Origin of the sequence: Streptomyces sp. NPDC006207 (assembly GCF_040613835.1) — a bacterium.
GTDB lineage: Bacteria > Actinomycetota > Actinomycetes > Streptomycetales > Streptomycetaceae > Actinacidiphila.
In genome coordinates, this window is sequence record NZ_JBEXSX010000003.1 from 36,720 (window position 1) to 53,495 (window position 16,776).

Below are 16,776 nucleotides of genomic sequence, written 5' to 3' on the forward strand. Positions count from 1 at the left end.
CTCAGAGCCCTTTCAGTTCGGAGAGCCAGGGGGCGACGGTGCGGGCCATCCCGTCCGCGAACCGCCTGCCGAGCGGGGTCAGCGATCCGCTGCCGGCCAGCCGGTCGACTGCCTCAGCCGTCTCGCGGGTCCAGCGGGCGAAGGGCCCGGCCGCTTCCAGGACGCCCCGGCGGGCCAACGCGCGCCAGTACTCGGCGACGGCCACGTGCGCGTACGTCCCCTGCAGCAGCCCCTCCAGCGGACGCGGGTCCGGGCGCCACGGGGCGTGGAAGAGGCGGGTGTCCTCCGGGTCGTACAGGTCCATCAGGTCCAGTACGGCGCCGAGTTTCACGTGCTGGAACTCGTGGGCGACCATCAGGGCCAGAGTGTCCGGCGAGGCGGGCCGTGCGATGCCGACCGCGCCGAACGCCTGCCGGGCAGCCCCGCTGATGTCGCTGCCGTCGCCCGGCAGGACCAACGGGGTGATGGTGCCGAGCCCGGCGGCCAGTCCCGGCACGTAGCGGGGCAGCTCACGGCCGAGGAAGTCCCAGGCGGCGACCAGGTCCTCGTGCCAGGCCTTGACCTCGGCCTCGTCCTGCCGGGGCACCAGGGGCCACTGGTGGGCGTCGCGGTAGGGGTCGGTGTCCTCCAGCGCGACGCTCCATCCGGCCGGGCCGACCCGCCGTACGGGGTGCCACCGCGCGTCGCCCGGGTCGTGCGCGCCGATCCTCACCGTGCGGCCGGCGGCGCTCACGCCGAAGCCGTCGGCGGTCGCGGCGACGTCGGCGTCCGCGCCGTCGGGGGCGCCGACCAGGACGCGGCCGAGCCCCGGCAGGCGTACCGCGCCGTCGCGGACGGGCACCCGCACGCTCGCCCCGTACCGGCCCGCGGCCCGCACCACGGCGGCGGCGGCGAATTCGGCGAGCCCCGCCACGTCCGCCCCGCCGGCGCCGCCCGTCTCCAGGCAGTGCCGGGCCCACGGCCGGACGTAGGGATGGGCGAACACCTCGTCCAGGGCCTCCGGCGCGGCCTCGTCGGCCTCGGCGAGCACCCGCCAGACCGCGGCGGTCCTGCCGTCCCGGGGAGCGCGCTCCCAGACGGCGGTGACCAGTCCGCGGGTGATCTCCAGTTGCTCGGCGGCGAGCGCGGCGACCGTCGCGGCGTCGCCGTAGCCGGCGGCCAGCTGGTCGATCTGGTCCTCGGTCAGCGAGGACTGGGGCTGCCGCCCCGAGGCGGTGCTCACCGGATCCTCCCGTTCCGTCTCCTCGGCGTCACGGATGCCGAGGATCAACTCCATCAGGTCACCGCAGTACGCGGACGGATTCTCGAATCCGGTCCCGGTGCGGTAGCGGTGCGCGTACAGTCCCCCGCCGCAGACGTCGACGACCGGGCAGCGGCGGCACTCGTCGCACAGCCCCTCCTTGCCCTGCCGCCGGGCCGCGATGCCGGGGTGGGCGGCGACCTCGTCCAGGGAGTGGGCGAACACGTCCATCCCGGTGGCCGGGGCGCCGTCGTAGGCGGTCTTGAGCGAGTCGGCCTGTTCGAAGGTCCCGTCGGTCTCGATGACGACCAGGTCGACCGGGTCGGTGCCGATCGACTCGACCAGGCTGCTCCCGCCGCGCAGCATCCGGCGCACGGAGTCGAAGACCCGCACGGGCACCGGGCGCCCCTCGGCCACCCAGCGGCGGTGGACGGTCAGCAGCCACTGCGCGTAGGGCGCCCGGGCGCCGCCGGGGCGCGCGGGCGGCGCGTCATGGGTGGCATGGGGCAGCAGGAAGTCGATGCGGGGCGGTTCGAGCGCCATCAGGGCCTCGTAGACCGCCAGCGGGTCGTTCTCCACGTCGATGGTGCAGAGCAGACCGCCGTACAGATGACGGTAGCGCGGCTCGCGGAGCAGCCCGAGCGACGCCACGACCCGGTCGTAGCTGCCCCGCCCGTCGGCGAACCGCCGGTGGCGGTCGTTCTCGGCCCGGCCGCCGTCCAGGGAGACGCCGACCGAGATGCCGAACTCGTCGAAGACGTCGCAGAACCGCTCGTCCAGGAGGACGGCGTTGGTCTGGATGCCGAGCTCCAGGGCGCACACGCCGTCGAGCGCCCGGCGCAGCGCCTCGGCCGCCCGCCGGATGCGGGCCGGGCCTGCCAGCAGGGGTTCTCCCCCGTGGAACACCACCTGGACGGCGGGGAGCCTGTGCGCCGCGGCATGCTCGGCAATCCGTGCCGCCACACGTGCGAACACCTCGTCCGGCGTGGCGCGGACCCGCGTCCGCCAGCTGGTGTCGGCGTGCTCGTACACGTAGCAGTGATCGCACGCCAGATCACACCGGCTGTACAGTTTGAGGACGAACTGCGACAACGGCCTGCTCGGCACTGGCGTCTCCATGACTGCGGCACCTCCGAACTCCCCGAGTTGACCAACTTACTTGCTGCTAAAGGACTGGAAGGCCGCAACCGGGACGCTCCCGGCGGAGGCCGCGGCGGGCATCACGCGGCCGAGGGCGGGCGAGGCAATCCAGCTGCCGCGGCAGGCCAGTTCCGCCAACGGGATCCTCTGCCGGGTCAGCGAACGCCTGACATGGAAGGTGCAAGTCATAACGGATCCTCGCTCATCAAGTGCGGTGATGCGCGGCTAGTTTGGATCTTCTTTCGTAGAAGCATCACACCAGAAGCCGAACTTGGGGGCGAAGCAGGCCTCCGACGGGAGAGCCGTCGCGACCGGCGCGCCTGAACCGGCACGATCCTCACCGCCCCACGCGCGCCGCGTAGCGCCTATCCCCGCGCCACGCCTGCCGACGTGACACACGTCAAACCTGCTCAACGCCGTGCCGCGCCGGGACGACGCTCACGCGCCAGATCAACGAGCAGGGGCCCTCCCCGTGGAACGGCGCATGGACGTCAGCCGGACGGCGCAACGCGTCGCCATCGTGGACGCCTTGTCCAGGGTGCCCCCGGACCCGCCGCTTCCGGCTGACGTCGGCATGCGGTGATCCCACGCCGGATCACACCGGCCGTGCGGCTTCAGAACGGTCTACGAGGCTAGCCGCGGCGAGCGCGGCATTGCATGGACTTGACGCCCACCCTCAGGCGTTCGACCTACTTGCTCGAGAATGATTGGAAACTCGCGACCGGGGTGTTCTCGATGGAGGCAGCGGCGGGCATCACACGACTGAGGGCCGGCGAGGCGATCGAGCTGCCGCGTGAGGCGAGTTCCGCGAGCGGCACCCTCTGCCGCGTCTGCGAACGCCCGACCAGCACGCCATTGTCAGCCCTCGAGACAGGGGTGGCAGTCATAGCGGGGACCTCGTTCACTCAGAGTGCCTTGGCACGCACACCAATTGTCCGGAATGCAGCAAATATCTCATCCCGGACACAGAAAGGCGACGCACATACATAACGAGCGAGCCGTGACAAGTGCACGTTTTCGTCAAGTCCAGCAAGCACGCGCACTCCCCACCATGGCCGGGCCGTGCAATTATCTCCTTTATCCGAGAGCGGAGTTGACAGGTTTCCCGATTCGGGACCAAGTTTCTGAAGCGGAACGAGCGCCGCTCGATACCGCCCCTCGTCACGCCACCCGGCGTATCGCGGCGCCGGGCGCACGCCCAGCGCACGAGCCCTTCGTGCCCGCCTCTTCACCGCTCCCAAGCACCCCGCCCACCCAGGCAGGAAATCGCGCCGCACCATGGGACGACCGGGTGAACGTTGCACGAAAACGGGTCCCGCCGGGCGGAGGGGGGATCCGCCCGGCGGGACCGTTCAGGGGTGACAGCCGGTCAGGCCGTCGTCACCGGCTCCTTGCCGGTGTCCACGGGGGCGGCGGGCTCGGGGGCCGTGCCGTGGCCGTCGTCGACGAGCGTGGTCTCGTCGAAGGGCAGTTCACCCGCGAACACGCGCTGGGCCTGCTCACGGTCGAACTCCTTGGTCCACGTGCCGATCAGCACCGTGGCGACGGCGTTGCCCGCGAAGTTGGTGACGGCGCGCGCCTCGCTCATGAAGCGGTCGATGCCGACGATGAGGCCGACGCCGTCGACCAGGGCCGGCTTGTGCGACTGGAGCGCTCCGGCGAGGGTCGCCAGACCCGCGCCGGTGACGCCGGCGGCGCCCTTGGAGGCGACCATCATGAAGAGCAGCAGGGTGATCTGCTGGCCGATGGCGAGCGGCTGGCCCATCGAGTCGGCGATGAACAGCGAGGCCATGGTCAGGTAGATCATGGTGCCGTCGAGGTTGAAGGAGTAGCCGGTCGGCACGGTGATGCCGACGACGGGGCGGCTGACGCCCAGGTGCTCCATCTTGGCGATCAGGCGGGGCAGCGCCGACTCCGAGGACGAGGTGGAGACGATCAGCAGGAACTCCCGGCCGAGGTACTTCAGCAGCTGGAAGAGGTTGACCCCGGCGAAGAAGCGGAGCATCAGGCCGAGCACGACCACGACGAAGATCAGGCAGGTGACGTAGAAGCCGAGCATGATCGTGGCGAGCGCCTTGAGGGCGTCCACGCCCGCCGAGCCGACGACCGCCGCGATCGCGCCGAAGGCGCCGATCGGAGCCGCCCACATGATCATGGACAGGACGCGGAACACCAGCTTCTGGATGTGGCCGACGCCGCGCAGGATGGGCTCGCCCGCCGTCCCCAGCGCCTGCAGGCCGAAGCCGACCAGCAGCGCGACCAGGAGGGTCTGCAGCACCTGGCCCTCGGTGAAGGCGGAGACCAGGGTGACCGGGATGATGCTCAGCAGGAAGTCCGGCAGGGTCTCGGCCGGGGCGTCCTTGGCCTGCGCCTGGCCCGCGTCCTTGAGCGCGTCGGTCAGGTGCAGCCCGTCGCCGGGCTGGAGGATGTTGCCGACCACCAGGCCGATGGCCAGGGCGACGAAGGACATCACCACGAAGTAGCCGAGGGCGAGGCCGCCGACCCTGCCGACCTTGGCGGCCTGGCGGACCGAGCCCACACCGAGCACGATCGTGCAGAAGATGATCGGCGAGATCATCATCTTGATCAGGTTCACGAATCCGGTGCCTATGGGCTTCAGCTCGACGGCCGCGTCGGGCGCGACCATCCCGAGCACGGCGCCGGCGATCGCGGCGACGACCACCGCGATGTACAGGAAATGGGTACGGTCCCTGCGACCCTGGGTACGGCTCTGTACCGGCACTGACACCTTCGTCTCCTCGGTCCACCCGGACGTCGTCCCGGGACGCCCGCGATTGGATAGGTCCCGGCGACTATGCGCCCGGGCAGTGAGCCAGGTCACGTTTGCGTTCATTGTGTTCGCGGGACCTGTGCACACTGGTGGGCATGCCGCTCCCGACCCGCCTCCACCGCCCCCGGCCGCGCCGCCGTGCGCGCAGCCTGGCGGGCCAGTTGTTCGCGATGCAGGTGGTCATCGTGGCCATGGTGGTCGCGGGCATCGCGGTGCTCGTCTACGTCAACGCCGCCGGCCGCGCGGAGGACGCCGCGCGGGACCGGGTCACGGCGGCCGCACGGGCGGTGGCCGACGCCCCCTCGGTCGCGGCCGCGATCCGCGGCGAGGACCCCACCGCCGCGCTCCAGCCCTACGCGGAGCAGGTCCGCCTGGACACCGGCGTGTCCTTCATCACCATCATGAGCCCGGACGGCATCCGCTGGACGCACCCCGACACCGACCAGATAGGCCGCCCCTTCCTGGGGCACATAGAGCGCGCCCAGCAGGGCGGCACCTTCACGGAGACGTACACCGGCACGCTGGGCGCGTCGGTGCGCGTCGTCACCCCCGTCCGGGACGACGGCCGGATCGTCGGCCTGGTCAGCGTCGGCATCACGGTCGAGGCCATCACCGACCAGGTGCGCGACCAGCTGGCGGTGCTGATCGGGATCGCCGCGGCGGCCCTGGCGGTCGGCGGCCTCGGCACCTACTTCGCCAACGCCCGGCTGCGCCGCCACACGCACGGCATGGCCGCGGACGAGCTGAGCCGCATGTACGACTACCACCAGGCGACGCTGCACGCGGTGCGCGAGGGCCTGATCCTCATGGACGCCGACCGCAGGGTCGCCCTGTGCAACGACGCCGCCCGCGAACTGCTGGGCCTGCCGGGGGACGTGGTGGGCTCCTACGTCGCCGACCTAGGGCTGCCCGCCTCCCTGACCGGCGCGCTGCTGGCGGCCGAGCCGCGGGTGGACGAGGTGCACCTGACCGCGGAGCGGGTGGTGGTGGTCAACACCTCTCCGGTGCGCGGCGGGGAGCGCCGGGGCACCGTGGTGACCCTGCGGGACCACACCGACCTGCAGTCGCTCACCGGTGAACTGGACTCCGTACGCGGTTTCGCCGAGGCGCTGCGCTCCCAGGCGCACGAGGCCTCCAATCGGCTGCACGCGGTCGTCTCCCTCATCGAACTGGGCCGCACCCAGGACGCGGTGGAGTTCGCCACCGCCGAACTGCAGCTGGCCCAGGCGCTGACCGACCGCGTGGTCGCGGCGGTGGCGGAACCGGTGCTGGCCGCGCTGCTGCTGGGCAAGGCGGCCGAGGCGAACGAGCGCGGTGTGGAACTGACGGTCACCGAGGACAGCCGCATCGACGACGGGGTGCTGCCCGCCTCGCTGACCTCCCGGGACCTCGTCACCCTCCTGGGCAACCTGATCGACAACGCCCTGGACGCCGCCATCGAGGGCGCCGCGCAGACGACGGCGCGCCCGCACGTCGAGGTCACCGCACGCACCGACGACGGCGAGCTGCTGCTGCGGGTCACCGACAGCGGGCGCGGGGTGGACCCGGCCGTGGTGCGCGAGGTCTTCCGGCGCGGCTGGACGACCAAGAGCCACGGGCACGGCCTCGGGCTCGCGCTCGTCGAGCAGACCGCCCGGCGGGCGGGCGGCACCGTGGACCTGGAGCGGGCGGTGGGCGGCGGCGCCACCTTCACCGTACGGTTGCCGCTGCGCGGGGAGGTGCGGACATGATCAAGGTGCTGGTCGTCGAGGACGACCCGGTGGCGGCCGACGCCCACCGGCTGTACGTCGAGCGGCTGCCGGGGTTCACGGTGGCCGCGGTGGCCCACTCCGGGAGCGCGGCGCTGCGCGCGCTCGAACGGCACCAGGTGGACCTGATCCTGCTGGACCTCAACCTGCCCGACGGGCACGGGCTCCAGGTGGTGCGCACGCTGCGGGCGGCCGGGCACACCGCCGACGTGGTGGCGGTGACCTCGGCCCGCGACCTGGGCGTGGTGCGGCAGGCCGTCTCGGTCGGGGTGGTGCAGTACCTGCTGAAGCCCTTCACCTTCCCCACCCTGCGCGACCGGCTGGAGCGCTGGGCGCGCTACCGCGACGAGCTGGCCGGCGGCGAGGCCTCCGGCCAGGACGAGGTGGACCGCGCCCTGGCGGCGCTGCGCAGCCCGGAGGGCTCGGTTCTCCCCAAGGGCCTCAGCGGCCCCACCCTGGAGGCGGTGACCGTGGCGCTGCGCGAGGCGGCGGAGGGCCTGTCGGCGAACGCGGCGGCCCAGGCCGTGGGCGTCTCCCGGATCACGGCCCGCCGCTACCTGGAGCACCTGGTGGAGACCGGCCGCGCGGTCCGCGCCCCGCAGTACGGCCAGGTCGGCAGGCCGGAACTCACCTACCGCTGGGCACCGCAGCGCCGCTTGTGACAGAGCGTCAGAAGACCGACTCCGCCTCCTGCATGCGGTCCTCGGGCACCCGCTTGAGCACCATCACCGCGTCGGCGAGCGGCACCAGTTCCACCGCGGTGCCGCGCAGCGCCGTCATGCAGCCGAAGGCCCCCTTGTGCGCGGCCTCCACGGCGTGCCAGCCGAAGCGGGTGGCCAGGACGCGGTCGTAGGCGGTGGGGACGCCGCCGCGCTGGACGTGGCCGAGGATGACGGGGCGGGCCTCCTTGCCCATGCGCTGCTCGAGCTCGGCGGCGAGCCGGGCGCCGATGCCGGCGAAGCGCTCGTGGCCGTAGGCGTCGATCTCGCCGTGGGCGTACGGCATGGTGCCCTCGGCGGGGTGGGCGCCTTCGGCGACGCAGACGACGGCGAACTTCTTGCCGCGGGCGAAGCGCTCCTCGACCATGGCGACGAGGTCGGCGGGGTCGAAGGGCCGTTCCGGGAGGCAGATGCCGTGCGCGCCGCCGGCCATGCCGGACTCCAGGGCGATCCAGCCGGCGTGCCGGCCCATGACCTCGACGACCATGACGCGCTGGTGGGACTCGGCGGTGGTCTTGAGCCGGTCGATGGCCTCGGTGGCCACGGTGACGGCGGTGTCGAAGCCGAAGGTGCGGTCGGTGGCGGAGATGTCGTTGTCGATGGTCTTGGGGACGCCGACCACCGGCATGCCGGCCTCGGCGAGCAGCCGGGCCGCGGTGAGCGTACCCTCGCCGCCGATGGGGATGAGGACGTCCAGGCCGTAGCCGGAGCACACGGTGCGCCAGTTGTCGGCGGCCTCGTGGAGGCGGGCGCGTTCCAGGCGGGAAGAACCGAGGATGGTGCCGCCCCGGGCAAGGATGCCGCTGACGGAGTTGAGGTCGAGCGGACGGTAGCGGCCCTCCAGCAGGCCCTTGAAGCCGTCCTCGAAGCCGATGACCTCGTCACCGTGGTAGGTCAGCGCGCGGTGGGTCACCGAGCGGATCACGGCGTTGAGTCCGGGGCAGTCGCCGCCGGCGGTGAGGACTCCGATGCGCATGGCGCTCCACGCTCCCTCCGGTCGCGTGTACGGTCGCCTTTTCGCATCGTAGGTCCGCACCGCACCCGCCGCGCGCCATACGCACACCGAACGGTAATGTCAACAGATATCCGCCACCCGACTGGGTGGATCACGCCGGGCAGGAACGGAGAGAGCGCGTGACGCGCAGCGTGTACGTAACCGGTATCGGCAGGGGGGACGGCCGCCAGGTCGTCGAGCTGGGCGTGATGGAGCTGCTGACCCGGCAGGTGGACCGCGTCGGGGTGTTCCGGCCGCTGGTCCACGACACGCCCGACCGGATGTTCGAGCTGTTGCGCAGCCGCTACCGGCTCACCCAGGACCCGGCGACCGCCCACGGCCTGACCTACGAGGAGGCGGCCGCGCTCCAGGCCGAGCAGGGCCGGGACGCGCTCATCGCCCGCCTGGTGGACCGCTACCACCTGGTGGCCACCGAGTTCCCCACCGTGCTCGTCCTCGGCTCGGACTTCCACGAGACCAACCTCCCGGGCGAGCTCGGCATCAACGCCCGGCTGGCGAACGAGTTCGGCGCCTCGGTGATCCCGGTGGTCGGCGGCCGCGAGCAGACCGCCGACTCGGTCGTGGACGAGGTCCGCAACGCGCACCTGTCCTACACCGGCCTGGGCTGCGACATCGTCGCCATGATCGCCAACCGGGTGCCCCCGGAGGTGCTGGAGGAGGCCGCGTCGCGGCTGCGCCGCCGGCTCCCGGTGCCCGCGTACGTGCTGCCCGACGAGCCGGCGCTGTCGGCCCCCACGGTCGCCCAGGTCGTCGAGGCGCTCGACGCCGAGGTGCTCCTCGGTGACCACGGCGGACTGTCCCGGGACGTGATGGGCTTCGTCTTCGGCGGCGCGATGCTGCCGACCTTCATCCGCGCACTGACCCCCGGCTGCATGGTGATCACTCCGGGCGACCGGGCGGACCTGATCATCGGCTCGCTGGCCGCGCACTCCGCCGGTTCCCCGCCCATCGCCGGCATCCTGCTCACCCTGGACGAGGTGCCCGGCCCGGAGATCATGGCCCTGGCGGCCCGGCTGGCCCCCGGCACGCCGGTCATGTCGGTGCCCACCGGCAGCTTCCCGACCGCCGCCGAGCTCTTCGCCCTGGAGGCACGGCTGGGCGCGGCCACCCCGCGCAAGGCGGAGACGGCGCTCGGGCTCTTCGAGAAGCACGTGGACGGTCCCGAGCTGACCGAGCGGCTGTCGGTGGTCCGCGGCGAGCGCGTCACCCCGATGATGTTCGAGCACGAGCTGATCGAGCGGGCCCGTACCGGACGCCGCCGGGTGGTCCTCCCCGAGGGCACCGAGGAGCGCATCCTGCACGCGGCCGAGGTCCTGCTGCGCCGGGACGTCTGCGACATCGTCCTGCTCGGCGACGAGGACGCCATCCGCAAGCGGGCGGGAGAGCTCGGCGTCAACGTCGACGTGCCCGGCTGCACCCTGACCGACCCGCAGACCTCGCCGCTGCGCGAGAACTTCGCGGAGCTCTACGCCAGGCTCCGCGCCCACCGGGGCGTCAGCTACGAGCTGGCGTACGACGTCGTGGCCGACGTCTCCTACTTCGGGACGCTGATGGTGGAGCAGGGCCTCGCCGACGGCATGGTCTCCGGCGCCGTCCACTCCACGGCGGCGACGATCCGCCCGGCCTTCGAGGTCATCAAGACCGCCCCGGGCGCGGCCATCGTCAGCTCCGTCTTCTTCATGTGCCTGGCCGACCGGGTGCTGGTGTACGGCGACTGCGCGGTCAACCCGGACCCGGACGCGGAGCAGCTGGCCGACATCGCGATCCAGTCCGCCGAGACCGCCGCCCAGTTCGGGGTCGAGCCGCGGGTGGCGATGCTCTCGTACTCCACCGGCACCTCCGGCTCGGGCGCCGACGTGGACAAGGTGCGCCGGGCCACCGAACTGGTCCGGCAGCGGCGCCCGGAGCTGCTGGTGGAGGGGCCCATCCAGTACGACGCGGCGGTCGACGCCAAGGTCGCGGCCACCAAGCTGCCGGACTCGCAGGTTGCCGGCAACGCCACCGTGCTGATCTTCCCGGACCTCAACACCGGCAACAACACCTACAAGGCGGTGCAGCGTTCGGCGGGCGCGGTGGCGGTTGGCCCCGTGCTGCAGGGCCTGCGCAAGCCCGTCAACGACCTGTCGCGCGGCGCGCTGGTCCAGGACATCGTCAACACCGTCGCCATCACGGCCATCCAGGCGCAGGGCGACCGGTGACCGGCCACCACAGGGAAGGCACCGTGACCGCTACCCGCGTCCTCGTCCTCAACTCCGGCTCTTCGTCGGTGAAGTACCAGCTGCTGGACATGGCCGACGGCAGCCGGCCGGCGGCCGGGATCGTCGAGCGGATCGGCGAGCCGGGCGAGGTCGCGGACCACGCCGAGGCGCTGAAGACGGTCGCGGAGGAGCTCGCCGCCCGCGGCCTCGGCCTGGACTCACCCGAGCTGGCCGCGGTGGGCCACCGGGTTGTGCACGGCGGCACGCGTTTCACCGAGCCGACGCTGATCGACGACGAGGTGCTCGCCGCCGTCGAGGAACTGGTGCCGCTGGCCCCGCTCCACAACCCGGCGAACGTCACGGGCATCCGGGTCGCCCGCGACCTGCGTCCGGACCTGCCGCAGGTGGCCGTCTTCGACACCGCCTTCCACTCCACCGTCCCCGAGCACGCCTACCGCTACGCGATCGACCGGGAGACCGCCGACGCCCACCAGGTGCGCCGCTACGGCTTCCACGGCACCTCGCACGCGTACGTCTCCCGCGCGACGGCGCGGCTGCTGGGCAGGGACCCGGCCGAGGTCAACGTCATCGTCCTGCACCTGGGCAACGGGGCCTCCGCCTCGGCCGTGCGCGGTGGGCGGTGCGTGGAGACCTCGATGGGGCTCACCCCGCTGGAGGGCCTGGTGATGGGCACCCGTTCGGGGGACCTGGACCCGGCCGTGGTCTTCCACCTGGCCCGCGTGGGCGGGATGGCGGTGGCGGAGATCGACGACCTGCTCAACAAGCGCTCCGGCCTGCTGGGCCTGTGCGGCGACAACGACATGCGGGAGATCGCCCGCCGGATGGCCGAAGGCGACGCGGCAGCCCAGCTCGCCTTCGACGTCTACGTCCACCGGCTGCGCAAGTACGTGGGCGCCTACACCGCCGTGCTGGGGCGGGTCGACGCGATCGCCTTCACGGCGGGCGTCGGCGAGAACTCCGCGGCGGTCCGGGCCGCCGCCATGGCCGGCCTGGAGGGCCTGGGCGTCGAGCTCGACGTGGTGCGCAACGCGGTGCGCGGCCATGCCGCCCGCGTGGTGTCGGCCGCGGGCAGCCGGGTCGCGGTGGCGGTCGTCCCCACCGACGAGGAACTGGAGATCGCACAGCAGACGTACGCGCTGGTCACCGGCCGGTGACTCGTTGCGGCCACCCGGAGGCTCTACTCTATGGCCGCCGTCCGCACCGTCCATGCCTCCCCCGCACGGGAAAATTCCGGAGCGGAACAAACCCGATAGGATCGTCCTCATGCGCCGAGCGAAAATCGTCTGCACCCTGGGTCCCGCCGTCGACTCCTACGACCAGCTGAAGACGCTGGCCGAGGCCGGTATGAACGTGGCCCGCTTCAACTTCAGCCACGGCAGCCACGCCGAGCACGAGGAGCGCTACCAGCGGGTGCGCAAGGTCTCCGTGGAGACCGGACGTGCCATCGGCGTGCTGGCCGACCTCCAGGGGCCCAAGATCCGCCTGGAGACCTTCGCGGACGGTCCCGTGGAGCTGGTCGCCGGTGACGAGTTCGTCATCACCACCGAGGACGTGCCCGGTGACAGGACCATCTGCGGCACCACCTACAAGGGCCTGCCCGCCGACGTGCGCGCCGGCGACCCCGTCCTGATCAACGACGGCAACGTCGCGCTGCGCGTGATCGACGTCGACGGCCCGCGGGTCCGCTGCCTGGTCGTCGAGGGCGGCGTCATCTCCGACCACAAGGGCATCAACCTGCCCGGCGCCGCGGTCAACGTGCCCGCCCTGTCCGAGAAGGACATCGAGGACCTGCGCTTCGCCCTGCACATGGGCGTCGACATGGTGGCGCTCTCCTTCGTCCGCGACGCCAAGGACGTCCGCGACGTCCACCGCGTCATGGACGAGGTCGGCCGCCGCGTGCCGGTCATCGCCAAGGTCGAGAAGCCGCAGGCGGTCGACAACATGGAGGACGTCGTCGCGGCCTTCGACGGCGTCATGGTGGCCCGTGGCGACCTGGCGGTGGAGTACCCGCTGGAGAAGGTCCCGATGGTGCAGAAGCGGCTGATCGAGCTCTGCCGCCGCAACGCCAAGCCCGTGATCGTCGCGACCCAGATGATGGAGTCGATGATCACCAACTCCCGTCCGACCCGCGCCGAGGCCTCCGACGTCGCCAACGCGATCCTGGACGGTACGGACGCGGTCATGCTGTCCGCCGAGTCCAGCGTCGGCAAGTACCCGATCGAGACCGTGAAGACGATGTCGCGGATCATCGAGGCGGCCGAGGTCGAACTGCTCAAGCAGGGCCTGTGGCCGCTCAACGGCCGCAAGCCGCGCACCCAGGGCGGCGCCGTCGCCCGCGCCGCCGCCGAGCTCGCGGACTACCTGGACGCCAAGACCCTGGTCGCCTTCACCAAGTCCGGCGACACCGCCCGCCGGCTGGCCCGCTACCGCGTGCCGCAGACGGTGGTGGCGTACACGACCGACGAGTCGACCCGCAACATGCTGGCGCTCACCTGGGGCGTGCAGACCACCGTCGTCCCGCACGTGAACACCACCGACGAGATGGTCGAGATCGTCAACCAGGAGATGCTGAAGCTCAGCGACTACGCCGAGGGCGACACCGTGATCATCACGGCCGGCTCCCCGCCCGGCGTCCCCGGCACCACCAACCTGGTGCGGGTCCACCACCTCGGCCACCGCGCGGTCTGACCGGCCGCCGGGCCGCCCGGAACACGGGAACGGCGGAGGGCACCTCCCCTTGCGGGGACGGCGCCCTCCGCCGTTTCCTCGTGCGGCTCCCGGAGGGGTCCTGTGCGGCCGCGCTCAGTCCGCGGTGTTGTACACGTGCATGCCGGGGACCTTCAGCGTGCCGCCGAACTGGCCGGCCTGCTTGACCGTGACGTTGGTGAAGAAGGCGGCCGGCACGTTGATCGGGGGCGGGGTGTCCGGGGTGAACTCGATCGGGATGAGCCCGAAGAGGTTGCCCTTGAGCGACTCGGTGTACATCGTCACCGTGCCGTTGCGGATCGTCGAGGTGCTGCCCTTGCGGGCGTCCACGTGCCCGACGGTGCCGTTCGGCCCCACGACCTCCTGCTGCAGGTCCTTGATGTCCACGCCGGTGGCGGTGAACTTCAGGACCTTCTTGACCTTCCCGCTCCAGGTCTTGACCTCGACGATGCCCTTGTAGTCGAGCCCGGTCAGGGTCAGCAGGCTGCTGCGCAGGACCCACGGGTCGTCGGGCAGCAGCGACTGCGTCTCCTGGTAGGCGGCGTCCGCCAGGGCCTGCGCGTCGTGGGTCGGGCACGGGAACGGGGTCTTGCCGTCCGCCGACACGGCCGGGGAGCTCTGCGAGGGGTCCGGGGTCTGCGTCGCCTTCCCGGTGGTCTCCGAGAGCTTCTCGACGGCCTCCGACACGGTCTTCTTCAGCGTGTCGGAGGTGTCCTCGGCCTTCGTCTTCACCGTGCCCGTGGAGGCGCTCGGCTTGGGAGCGGCCGAGGTCGCGCCCGGGGCGGGCGTCGAGGTCGCCGTGGCGGACCCCTCGCTCTTCTTGTTGAGCCCCAGCAGGTCGCCCAGGGCGTCACCGACGCCCAGCGGGTCCAGCGGGTTGTTCTGCTGGGCCGCCGAGGGCGAGGCCGACGGGGTGGGCGCCGTCGTCCCCGTGCCACCGGACGAACCGCCGCCGCTCTCGTCGCCCTTGCCGCCCTCGTCACCGGAACCGGCGGAACCCGAGGGGTCGCTCGACGGGCTCCCGGACGGATCCGCGGTCGGGGTCTTGGTGCCGCCGCTCGACGGGGTGGCGCTCGGCGTCGCGGACTCCACCGGCTCGTCGGGCTGCTCGACGCACTTCGTGCCCGAGAACGGGTTCTTCGGCAGTTCGTCGGCAGAGGCCAGCCTCGGCGTCAGTCCCATGCCCATCAGGACCGCCGTCGGCATCGCGGCCAGGGCTATCGCCTTGCCCGCGGGCATCTGCAGCTTGGTCAGCAGCGACTTCCTCGGCGCCGCGTGCCGCGGCCCCGTTCTCTCACGGGTGCCGCTGCCGGCGGCGACCCCGGAAGCGGGCTGGACCTCATCACCCCGCACTGTGCCTCCCGTTCGCGTCTACGGTCTCGGCGCCGTCCACCGGGTGCTGCGGGGCGGTCCCTGCCTGGCCGGCGGCCGGGTCGGCCGGGTACTCGCCGTAGGCCGCCGCGTAGGGGGAACCGGGCGGCGGCACGTAACCGGCGTCGCCGTCGTCGCCCTTGCCGCTGCCGGGCAGTTCCGCCGGGTCCGCGCCGCCGTCGGCGGGCGGTGCGCCCGGGGCCCACGAGACGGCGAGGGCGCCGCCGATGAGGCCCAGCAGGAAGCCCATCAGGAAGCCGCCGAAGTTGGAGACCACCAGCGACACCAGCGACAGCAGGATCGACGCGACGCCCGAGAAGACCCGCACCGCCGACTGGAACCACATGGTCAGGCCGAGTACGACCAACAGCACGCCGATGATCAGCGAACCGGACCCGGCCGTGGTGGCCATGGTCAGGCTCAGCGCGCCGAGCGAGAGATGGGCGTACGGGAAGTACGCGATGGGCAGTCCGGCCAGCAGTGTCAGCAGGCCCGCCCAGAACGGCCGCTGCCCGCGCCATACGCGGAAGCGGAACCGCCAATAGCCGAACCGGCCCCTCAGTCCGTGTGTCTCGGCGCTCATGGAAAACAGCTCCCTGGGACTGGCGTTTCTAGAAAGAGTCGGGGGTGAGGAAGGTGAGGGGCATCCCGTGCCCCCCACCCCCTCTGGTCAGGCTAGAAGCACTCGTACTTCGCGCCGGAGCCCATCTTCACCGACATGCTCAGCCCGCTGAGCTTGAAGGTGCCCGCGCTGGTCGCCCACGCGGTCTGCTGCACACCGGTGAGGTGAGCCTTCCGGGCCTCCTGGGCGAAGGAACCGGGGTCGGTCTTGTCACCGGTCTTGATGCCGGGGCCCTGCGTGGTGTCACCGGCGGCGACACCGATGTTGATGTCGGTGAACTCCGCATCGGCGTCGAGCTGGTCGAGGTCGATGTAGAGGTTCTTCGCCTCGACCTTCTTGCCGCCGTTGCCGGCGCCCAGCTTCAGCGTGACGTCGCCGATCGGCGTCGGCACGACCACGGACTGGCACAGACCGGTGATCGTGGCCGAGTCGAACGCGGAGACCGCGACCGGGATCGGCTTGCCGCCGTGCTGGACGTCGATGGCTCCGTACTGGACGAAGCCGTCACCCTGCAGGTCCTGGGCCTGGACCTTGAACTGCTGGCCCGAAACGCTGAACGAAGCGGCGAGCGCGCCCTGACCCAGGGCCACGCCTATCGCCGCGGTGGCCGCGACGCTGGGCACCATGACGACGGCGAACCGCTTCCATCTGGTACCGCCGCGGATGAGCGACTCCATGACTTTCCTCCTTCTCGGACGTACATCTCCGGCCGGAATCGTGGGGATTGCGGCGGGATGGGAGAAGTGCTACGTCCTCGGGAAGGAGAGCGCCGTATCGACGGCCGTCACGCGGGAAAGAGCGGACGACGCTGTCCGAAAAATCGGCGATCACCCCCGAGCGACAACCACACGGCCACGCTCTCGCGCAACCTGCTGGACAGGCCCCGCCGGACGGCAGAGACCCCCCTGTCCGCGGTCCGCGTCCGCTGCTGGCACAGCATCGGCGTCCCGGCCCGGTGGGGACCCGTTCGGCGATCGGACGGCTGGATGCCGACTGCTCGGCGACGGACCGGGCTTGGCCGATCGTGGTCCATTCGGCGCCGCTGCACAAGGGGCGTCGTTACTAGCGGGTAACGGTGCGATAACCCAGGAGATATGGTCTAGACCATAACCGCTACGCTGCGTAGTTGCGATGGGGGTGTGAAAATCACCCATCGCGTGATGGATCCGGACAGAGTCCTGTCACTCTCTTACCGGAAGTAACAG

The 16,776-nt window shown here is 71.7% G+C and carries 11 protein-coding genes; 5 read left to right on the plus strand and 6 right to left on the minus strand.

Annotated elements, in window-relative coordinates:
* Position 1: 1 nt before the first annotated feature.
* Complete coding sequence (locus ABZ312_RS02840) at positions 2-2,359, minus strand: FxsB family cyclophane-forming radical SAM/SPASM peptide maturase (protein WP_500436277.1); 2,358 nt, start codon at positions 2,357-2,359, stop codon at positions 2-4.
* Between the two features lie 1,390 nt (positions 2,360-3,749).
* Positions 3,750-5,123: a cation:dicarboxylate symporter family transporter gene (locus ABZ312_RS02845; RefSeq protein ID WP_500325563.1), complete on the minus strand. Its 1,374-nt coding sequence runs from the start codon at positions 5,121-5,123 to the stop codon at positions 3,750-3,752.
* A 143-nt stretch (positions 5,124-5,266) separates the two neighbouring features.
* Here ABZ312_RS02845 and ABZ312_RS02850 point away from each other — a divergent pair, with 143 nt between their 5' ends.
* On the plus strand, positions 5,267-6,901 hold the full coding sequence (locus ABZ312_RS02850) for a sensor histidine kinase (protein WP_500436279.1): 1,635 nt from the start codon (positions 5,267-5,269) through the stop codon (positions 6,899-6,901).
* On the plus strand, positions 6,898-7,581 hold the full coding sequence (locus ABZ312_RS02855) for a response regulator (protein ID WP_500325281.1): 684 nt from the start codon (positions 6,898-6,900) through the stop codon (positions 7,579-7,581). Before ABZ312_RS02850 ends, ABZ312_RS02855 begins: the two co-directional genes overlap by 4 nt.
* A gap of 7 nt (positions 7,582-7,588) precedes the next feature.
* On the opposite strand, the gene ABZ312_RS02860 is transcribed toward ABZ312_RS02855, so the two are convergent.
* Positions 7,589-8,614 (minus strand): ATP-dependent 6-phosphofructokinase, encoded by a 1,026-nt coding sequence (locus ABZ312_RS02860; RefSeq protein ID WP_499514079.1) that lies wholly within the window; start codon positions 8,612-8,614, stop codon positions 7,589-7,591.
* A 158-nt stretch (positions 8,615-8,772) separates the two neighbouring features.
* Between ABZ312_RS02860 and pta the strand changes: the two genes are divergently transcribed.
* From pta to pyk, 3 genes are all read left to right on the plus strand, one after another.
* The gene (gene pta, locus ABZ312_RS02865) at positions 8,773-10,851 is read left to right on the plus strand and encodes a phosphate acetyltransferase (RefSeq protein ID WP_500325283.1); all 2,079 of its coding nucleotides are present in this window, start codon (positions 8,773-8,775) and stop codon (positions 10,849-10,851) included.
* Positions 10,852-10,874: 23 nt separating this feature from the next.
* Positions 10,875-12,026, plus strand: a complete 1,152-nt coding sequence (locus ABZ312_RS02870) for an acetate kinase (RefSeq protein ID WP_500436281.1) — start codon at positions 10,875-10,877, stop codon at positions 12,024-12,026.
* Between the two features lie 109 nt (positions 12,027-12,135).
* Positions 12,136-13,560 carry a pyruvate kinase gene (gene pyk, locus ABZ312_RS02875; RefSeq protein ID WP_499514076.1) on the plus strand — a complete coding sequence of 475 codons (1,425 nt, stop codon included), beginning with the start codon at positions 12,136-12,138 and terminating at the stop codon, positions 13,558-13,560.
* A 114-nt stretch (positions 13,561-13,674) separates the two neighbouring features.
* Here pyk and ABZ312_RS02880 read toward each other — a convergent pair whose 3' ends face one another.
* The 3 genes from ABZ312_RS02880 to ABZ312_RS02890 all read right to left on the minus strand — a co-directional run bounded on the left by ABZ312_RS02880 (position 13,675) and on the right by ABZ312_RS02890 (position 16,248).
* Positions 13,675-14,931, minus strand: coding sequence for a hydrogenase expression protein HypF (locus ABZ312_RS02880; protein ID WP_500325287.1), 1,257 nt, complete (start codon positions 14,929-14,931; stop codon positions 13,675-13,677).
* Positions 14,921-15,532 carry a DUF6114 domain-containing protein gene (locus tag ABZ312_RS02885; protein WP_500325289.1) on the minus strand — a complete coding sequence of 204 codons (612 nt, stop codon included), beginning with the start codon at positions 15,530-15,532 and terminating at the stop codon, positions 14,921-14,923. The genes ABZ312_RS02880 and ABZ312_RS02885 overlap by 11 nt, the downstream gene beginning before the upstream one ends.
* A gap of 92 nt (positions 15,533-15,624) precedes the next feature.
* Entirely contained in the window at positions 15,625-16,248 is a 624-nt protein-coding gene (locus ABZ312_RS02890; protein WP_500325291.1) for a DUF6230 family protein, read from the minus strand.
* Between the last annotated feature and the right edge of the window lie 528 nt (positions 16,249-16,776).

Excerpts from the sequence above, each read along its gene's own strand:
- pyk (WP_499514076.1), top strand. The coding sequence starts at position 12,136 with ATGCGCCGAGCGAAAATCGTCTGCACCCTGGGTCCCGCCGTCGACTCC.
- ABZ312_RS02840 (WP_500436277.1), bottom strand. The coding sequence starts at position 2,359 with ATGGAGACGCCAGTGCCGAGCAGGCCGTTGTCGCAGTTCGTCCTCAAA.
- ABZ312_RS02855 (WP_500325281.1), top strand. The coding sequence starts at position 6,898 with ATGATCAAGGTGCTGGTCGTCGAGGACGACCCGGTGGCGGCCGACGCC.
- ABZ312_RS02860 (WP_499514079.1), bottom strand. The coding sequence starts at position 8,614 with ATGCGCATCGGAGTCCTCACCGCCGGCGGCGACTGCCCCGGACTCAAC.
- ABZ312_RS02850 (WP_500436279.1), top strand. The coding sequence starts at position 5,267 with ATGCCGCTCCCGACCCGCCTCCACCGCCCCCGGCCGCGCCGCCGTGCG.
- ABZ312_RS02885 (WP_500325289.1), bottom strand. The coding sequence starts at position 15,532 with ATGAGCGCCGAGACACACGGACTGAGGGGCCGGTTCGGCTATTGGCGG.
- ABZ312_RS02890 (WP_500325291.1), bottom strand. The coding sequence starts at position 16,248 with ATGGAGTCGCTCATCCGCGGCGGTACCAGATGGAAGCGGTTCGCCGTC.